This is a genomic window from Deltaproteobacteria bacterium, from assembly GCA_020845775.1.
Classification (GTDB): Bacteria; Bdellovibrionota_C; UBA2361; order SZUA-149; family JADLFC01; genus JADLFC01.
Genome location: JADLFC010000172.1, coordinates 1 through 6,754, shown reverse-complemented (window position 1 = coordinate 6,754; position 6,754 = coordinate 1). Strand labels below are relative to the sequence as shown.

General features: G+C 49.9%; 4 protein-coding genes. 1 reads left to right on the top strand and 3 read right to left on the bottom strand.

Annotated elements, in window-relative coordinates:
• The coding region (locus IT291_10935; protein MCC6221743.1) for a hypothetical protein at positions 1–97 on the bottom strand (97 nt) is incomplete at its 3' end.
• Between the two features lie 252 nt (positions 98–349).
• Here IT291_10935 and IT291_10930 point away from each other — a divergent pair.
• The gene (locus IT291_10930) at positions 350–496 is read left to right on the top strand and encodes a DMT family protein (protein MCC6221742.1); all 147 of its coding nucleotides are present in this window, start codon (positions 350–352) and stop codon (positions 494–496) included.
• Here the strand turns inward: IT291_10930 and IT291_10925 are convergent.
• Together IT291_10925 and IT291_10920 are read right to left on the bottom strand one after the other, a co-directional pair.
• Positions 467–2,689: a transglycosylase domain-containing protein gene (locus IT291_10925; GenBank protein MCC6221741.1), complete on the bottom strand. Its 2,223-nt coding sequence runs from the start codon at positions 2,687–2,689 to the stop codon at positions 467–469. The two genes, IT291_10930 and IT291_10925, sit on opposite strands and share 30 nt — an antisense overlap.
• Positions 2,686–6,754, bottom strand: a 4,069-nt coding sequence (locus tag IT291_10920; GenBank protein ID MCC6221740.1) for a large extracellular alpha-helical protein, incomplete at its 5' end; no start/stop codon positions are given. The genes IT291_10920 and IT291_10925, both read right to left, overlap by 4 nt.

Genomic DNA, 6,754 nt, shown 5'->3' with positions numbered 1-6,754 from the left:
CTCTTATCTTGTTGTTTAGCCCCTCGACGAAACCCAGAGCGACTTTATTTTCGGGTTGACAATACACAGCGATTCCATTCCAATGACGGTCGATCATTTTGGCAAATTGTTCAAAAGATTTAAGCCGCTGCTCCAAAAAATGGTGCATGGCAACACCGATTAATTACAACTCCGTTAAAGTAGGTGTGGCTAATCTCTTGGTTTAACTGAAATAATCTATTCGAAGTTTAATGGTGTTAAAATACAAGAATGTTGCTATGCACCAATTTCGGCCGGGCCCTAATTTAGAGTAGGTTTTTTGACTACTCATGAACCGTGGGCATGTAGACCTAAAAAAATATAAGGACAAGTGATTACAGTATTTCTTCTATTCTGTTCTAACGTGCTTATGACTTTTGCGTGGTATGGCCATTTGAAGTATGGCGAAGGTTGGCCACTGTGGCGGGTAATTCTCGCATCTTGGTCTTCATTTTACGCTAAAAGCTACCTCGGGTAACGAAAACAGTTTATCCTCGTCGTGATAAACTGTTGCTGCCAGTCGAAATTGTCCCCGGTCTACGTTCCATAAGTATTTTCCGCTGTCAGTATGAGCAAGTGGCCGATCATTTAACATCCAGGAAACGCTTTCGCCCGGCTTAAGGCCTTCAATCTGAAACTCAAATTTGTGTCGCTCTCGGGGGATGCGAGGATCCCAGGCGAGCTGGAGATTGCTAGTAGGTGTTACTAGAGTGGGAGCCTCGCTTGGTTCGAGCACGGCAGCAGTGGTAGGCTCTGTCCCGGGCACAAAATATTCACTTCGGATAGCGCATTGAGTATCGTCACCCGAAGCCACGCAAATATCCTGTCGCACCAATCTCTGACTTAAATAAAGGGGCCGGCTAATCCGGTGCTGATTAAGCCTTGAAAAGATGCTGCGTATGGCCAGCGCCGGCCCAGTAGAGCCGGTAACTCCATCCGTGGGGCTCCCATCGAGGTTACCCATCCAAATCCCCACCACATAGGTATCGTTAAATCCCACAGCCCAGGCATCGCGGTAATCCGTCGATGTTCCAGTTTTTACCGCAGTCTGAACCGGCAGGTTGAGGATGCTGTTACTGCCAAACTCGAGTCGCCTGGCCCAAGGGTCGGAAAGTATATTGCCAACAAGTGAAGCGACTTGATCGGAGATTAGGCGTTTTGGTCGATCGCGGCCGTTGTCTGAGAAACTAAATTTTAGCGGGCGATAAATGCCGCGATTAGCCAGTACTGCATAAGCTTGCGTTAGCTCCAACAACGTTACCTCGCCATTTCCAAGTGCTAGCCCTCTATCGTAAACACTTGCCTCGCGGTTTAGACTGGCAAACCCTAGCTTGTGCAGGAGGGAAAGATAGCGGCTTGTGCCTACATATTCAATGGTGCGTAAAGCTGGAATATTTAGTGAATTAGCAAGTGCTTCACGCAAGGAAATTTTGCCATAATAAGTATTGCTGTAATTCTTAAAATTATGCAGTCCACTACCAACGGCTGCCACAAGCGGAGAATCATCTAAGACCGTGGCAGAAGACCAGCCAAGCTCTAGCGCTGCTGCGTAGAGAAAGGGTTTTAGCGCTGAGCCAGGTTGCCGCGGCGAAGTTACAGCATCGATTTGTCCGCCTGGTGTCGTCGAGTTATTTGTGCCGGCTACCACCCATGCCAGAATTTCCCCGCGCGAGTGATCGACTACTAATGCTCCTGCATTGCGTAGGTCTCGCATGTGAAGAGTCCTAGTCCGCTCATCTAGTATTTCCTGCACCTGGCGCTGGATGTCGAGATCGAGCGTTGTAATCATATATCTCCAGCCAAACCCTGGATCTTTAGTCGAGCGCCGAACAAACCCTACGAAATGGGCGGCATTTGTAATATTGCCCGAACGCTGGAGAGCGATAGTTTGCTGTCGCACCTCCTCAAGCTGTCGCTGATCAAAGGTTCCTTTCCTTACTAGCAACTCTGCCAAATGATAAGTCTCTCGTTCGACTGCTTTTAGGTTGCCGTAGAGATCCAACCGCGAAGGCGCGCGAATCAGAATGGCTAGCGCAAGTGTCTCCTTAACGTTAAGAGTCGAAAGATCGCGATCGAAATAGTAGTGTGAGGCCTGCATTACGCCCCTGCGATTAGAAGCATAGGGAACCTGGTTTAAGTAAAACTCTAGAATGTTGGCCTTGGAAGAATGACGCTCTAAACTAGTCGCCTCAAAGGTCTCGATCCATTTGGACCACCAAGTGCGCGGCCGGGGATGCAGCATGCGCACTACTTGTTCCGTAATAGTGCTTGCACCTCTTACTATTCGAGTTGCGCGGATATTCTGCCACAACGCGGCTATGCGAGCCTGCCAATCTATTCCGCCATGCTGATAGAAACGTTGATCCTCGGAGGCAATAAAAGCGATTTGGAGCAGAGGCGGGATTTCGTAGAGTGGAATGCGATCGCAATTGCTCAGAGGATTTTGGTGCGAGATGGATAACAGCCTGCCATGTCGATCGGCAATAGCCAACACTTGCGTACCCGACAGCCAGGATTGCAATTTTAGGTGAGGACTGGAGACATCGCAGTAAGTTTTTATCGCAAACGCCAGCGCGCACAGTGCAAACCAGTAAGCAGGGCGCAAACGAGTTAGTCCCAAGTGGGGAGATAAGAGTGAAAATCGCCTATACCCAATCCCTTTCCGCTTCACGGCTGCGCCAGCACTTCTAGTTTGCCACCGGCTCCCCTGCCAAGGACGTCGCTGTCATACATCTCCACGGCATGCACTGACCGGGCGTAAAAATTGCCCTCGGCAATTGCCTGAGCAGTGTAGGACAAGTGATAATTTCCGGCGGGTAAAAAGTCCGAATAAAAGCGGACTGCATCATGGCGAAGCTCTTGGTGATAAAAGCTCCATCGCGAGACGGCGTACTCGCTCCAGTCATTAAACTTAAACCACAACGAGCCGCCAGCTGCCCGATAATCTCCGCTAGCTGCATCCACTAAAGACGCGGTTGCGAGCTCCCGATTAACTGGCTCTAGTCCCCCAGGCACAGGGTCATCGACCACTACGAAGTGCCTCGCTGCGGGAAGTGAGAGAAATATGTCAACGCGCACCAATTCTCCACGGCTGATGCGGTAGGGATTGGTGAGAAGTTTCCATTCATCGTCGCGCATCACGCTATACTCTCGATGTATCTCAATTCCAGCATTAGCTTCCGCTTCCAGTGAGTTTAAGTCGGCATACTGAAGCCGAGTAGCGTAATAGACCCGTCCGCTTCCCTGACGAGTTACTGCTACACTACCTTTGCGACCAAGGTCAGAAGCCCGGATGGCTCGCTCGAAGGTTTTTGGTTTATCTTGAAGGTTCTTAAACGTAGCCTTACCAAATATTTCTTGGTCTATAGCTACTTGAACGCTCATATTTGGCTTTGCGGTTTCGTAGGAGCGGCTGTAGTCCATAAGTGCCTGCATGCAGAACATGTTTTCCTGGGTATTTTCCCAGTGATCGCGATTTTTGCGCGCTTGGGCAATGGTTCGCATAAGCTTTGTCGGCACGTCCTGCACTAGCTCTCGAGTGTCGGCGCGTTTAGCCAGCGCAACAAGCGCGCTAAGAATGGTGCAGTTCTCGCGCAAGGGGCTAGCGAGAATGCGCGAGTAGCTATCATCGAGTTCTTCGTTAAAAATAAACTTCCCGCCGGTTTGGTTCGCATGAGCTAATATGAGCTGCACGACCTCGCGCACCGCTGTGCCGTTTCCATTTAGGGCATGTAATGCCTGGAGGTAGTGCGCTTTTCCGAATAGGCTCATTTGAGGCAGATGAGATTTGTAGCGCTCCAGGTCTTCCGGCTTTATTTTGCCGTGTTCCGCTAAAGCCGCCAGAGCCACCGCCCTAATCGTGGAACTCATGCCTGCGGAATAAAACGTCGGCGCGATATCTCGCCTAAGCAGCTCCAGTAAATATCCATGAAGCTTCGACTCAATTTGTTGAGGGACTGTGTAGCCAGCTTTGCGCAGCCAGTTAAAGGCTAAAGCGGTGTAGGCGCTTAGGTACGGATCGGCATACTGATCCATGGGTATATAAAACGCCATTCCTCCGTTAGGCGCCTGAAAGTTAGCTGCCGCCTCCAATGTTTTTTTTGGTAGAGTCCTACTCTCGTCCCATTTAAAATCCGCCGCCATGTAATCGCTTAAGGCGTTGTAGTGCGCAGCCATAGTGCCCTTGGTTAGGATCTGCTCCCAGCAGTTATACGCATAATTCTTTAGGTATCTAAATGCGCCTTCGATACCAGCAATTACGCTAGGTGAAACCACTACGCTTATTCCACCTCTGTCAGTATGTATGTCAGTTGGAAAAAGTACTTGCTCCTCAGCGTGGTTAGAGTCGGTACTGGCATAATTTGCAGCTGTCTCTAGAGTTCTGAGTTTTCTCACGGGAATTGTGTGCACAATGCCGTCCGTATCGACCTCGTCCCCAGCTCGCACCCGAAAGAGTATTTCTCCCTGCATGCGCTTATCTTTAGGATCAACCGAACTGACAGCAACGGGCATTACGACCGTGTGGCGCTGATAAGGTTCTAACTCTAGGGTTTCGTCGTGCTTGCTCGAACCCTTGGTGCTATCGATATTCCCTGTGGCATCAATGCTTACGTCCAGCGTGCGCTTGTGGTCGCTCCGGTTCATTACGCTAAAGCTAGCACTAAACTGATCTCCTTCTAGAACTTGATTTGGCATTGCCGGTCGAACCTCAGTAGGACGGTTGACCTTAAAATTAGTATCGCCTAAGCCCATTTTGTCCGTCGCAGTGCTAGCAATGGCTAGAACGCGCCAGCCGGTAAGATTGTCGGGTGCTTGGAATTCAATAGTGGCGTTACCGTTTTTATCCGGCATAATAGATGGATTCCAATAGCTAACAAACTTAAAAAGATGCCGCAGAGATAAATTTGCTCCGCCGTCTCCACCGGCATTGGCCCCCTTTTTCTCGAATTTCTGCCGTCCTACCAGGCGAGTTAAGAGGCTGTAGTTTCTAAGATCCAGGTTGTCCAACTTATAAAATCCCTCATACGGATCAAAGTTACTTTTACCGCTAGCTAGTAAATCGAACACTGCCTCATCCAGGACGGTTACTGCTAATTCCGTGGCTTCGGTCTTGCCAGAGGGAACCTTCGGCTCGACGTGCAGACTTACTCTTAGTGTTTCCCGCGGTCTGTACACTTCCTTATCTGCCGTAGCTGTCACCTGCAGTTCTTTATGCGAATCCTTTACTGGAACAGATAGATAGCCCAAACGAAACGCTGGCTTGCCGAGATCCACCTGTCCCATTGCTGGGGGCTTTTCAACGCGCGGGGACACGACCAAAACGGAGAGATAGAAGCCGGGCAGGTAATCCGACTGAATCGGGAATTCTACGACCGGAGTGTTGCCATCGAGCCGCTTAACAAAATAGTCGATAACGCCATAACGCTCTATAGTTATGAGTGCTTGGGCTCCGGGATAGGGATTTTTAATCAGGTATCGGGCGGTGTCGCCCACGCGGTAGATGGTCTTCTCCGGAACGATTTGCAAATGCGAATCACTGGGCTCATCCCACAGCACATAATCCTTGCCCGCCACCCAGATGTCTAGTCGACACGACTGAGAGTTGCTTTTGGTATCCTTTATGCTAGCAGTCAGGCGATAACTTCCAGCTTCTGCTGGCGTAAACCCGCAGGCAAGTGGCGCATCCTCCGAAAGCCCACTGCAATTCGCTTCCTCCTTCCACTCAGTGGTGAAACTAGTCGTATAGGCGTTACCTGCACCCTTTACTCTTGCAGCGTTGGTAACCTTTCGCTCAATCTTGATGTCGACATTGGTCCCAGCGACGGGATTGCCGCGCTCGTCTACCACAATGTAGTCAACAGAAGCTGGCTCCTGGGCAGTAAAAAGCCAGCGTGAAGAACGCATTCCGACGAAGCGATTCACACCCACAAACTCTGCTTGGCTTCGGGTGGAGATATTTTTTCCGCGATCGTCTTGAACCGCACTCTCCACCAATAGCTTGCCGTAGAGGATATTTGGTTTGGCGAGAGTAAACGAGTGACTAGCCTCTCCACGATTATCGAGTTGATCTATTTTCTGAAATACTTGTTGGCTCGTCCTGCTTTCACTCTCATTTGTAAACAAAAAACCACTGGCTAGCGGATGGCGTGAGAAAAACGGCAGGGCCTCTAGGACGGCCGTAATCCGCACAGATGCGTCGGTGTATGCTCTCCCAGAGTGCAGTGTTGCTGTCGTTGATACTTTTATCTCCTGTTGGGAAGTAAATAGATCGCCACTTAATTCGTTAGTTACCTTGAAGGCCGAGGGGGTAAAATCGCTTACTAGCACCCGCATTGGTAGCCACGAGATATTGCATTCTTCGCTTTCGCCGGAGCAGTTAGCATTAAGATCCTCCATTTGATCCGCGTTTGTTTTCTTGGCAAAATCCGAAGTCAAGCGGAACTGATACCAACCAACTACGCCTGTCTTGGGAACGGCAAATTCGCCATCATAGGAGCCGAACTCGGAAAGCGTAATATCCTTTAGCATTTCGACAACCTTGCTCGTGGGATCTAAGATTTCTAGTGTATAGCTGGCGCGCGGCGCGCGGGTGAGAGTTTTTAAGTCCTGGTTACGCAGATAAAACTTGTACTGAATAGTGTCGCCTAGGCGGTAAATTCCTTGTGCCGTTGTTCCCCAAGCACGCAGATGGCCAAACTTCTGCTCGTTAACCTCATAGATTGTCTCACCGGATGCG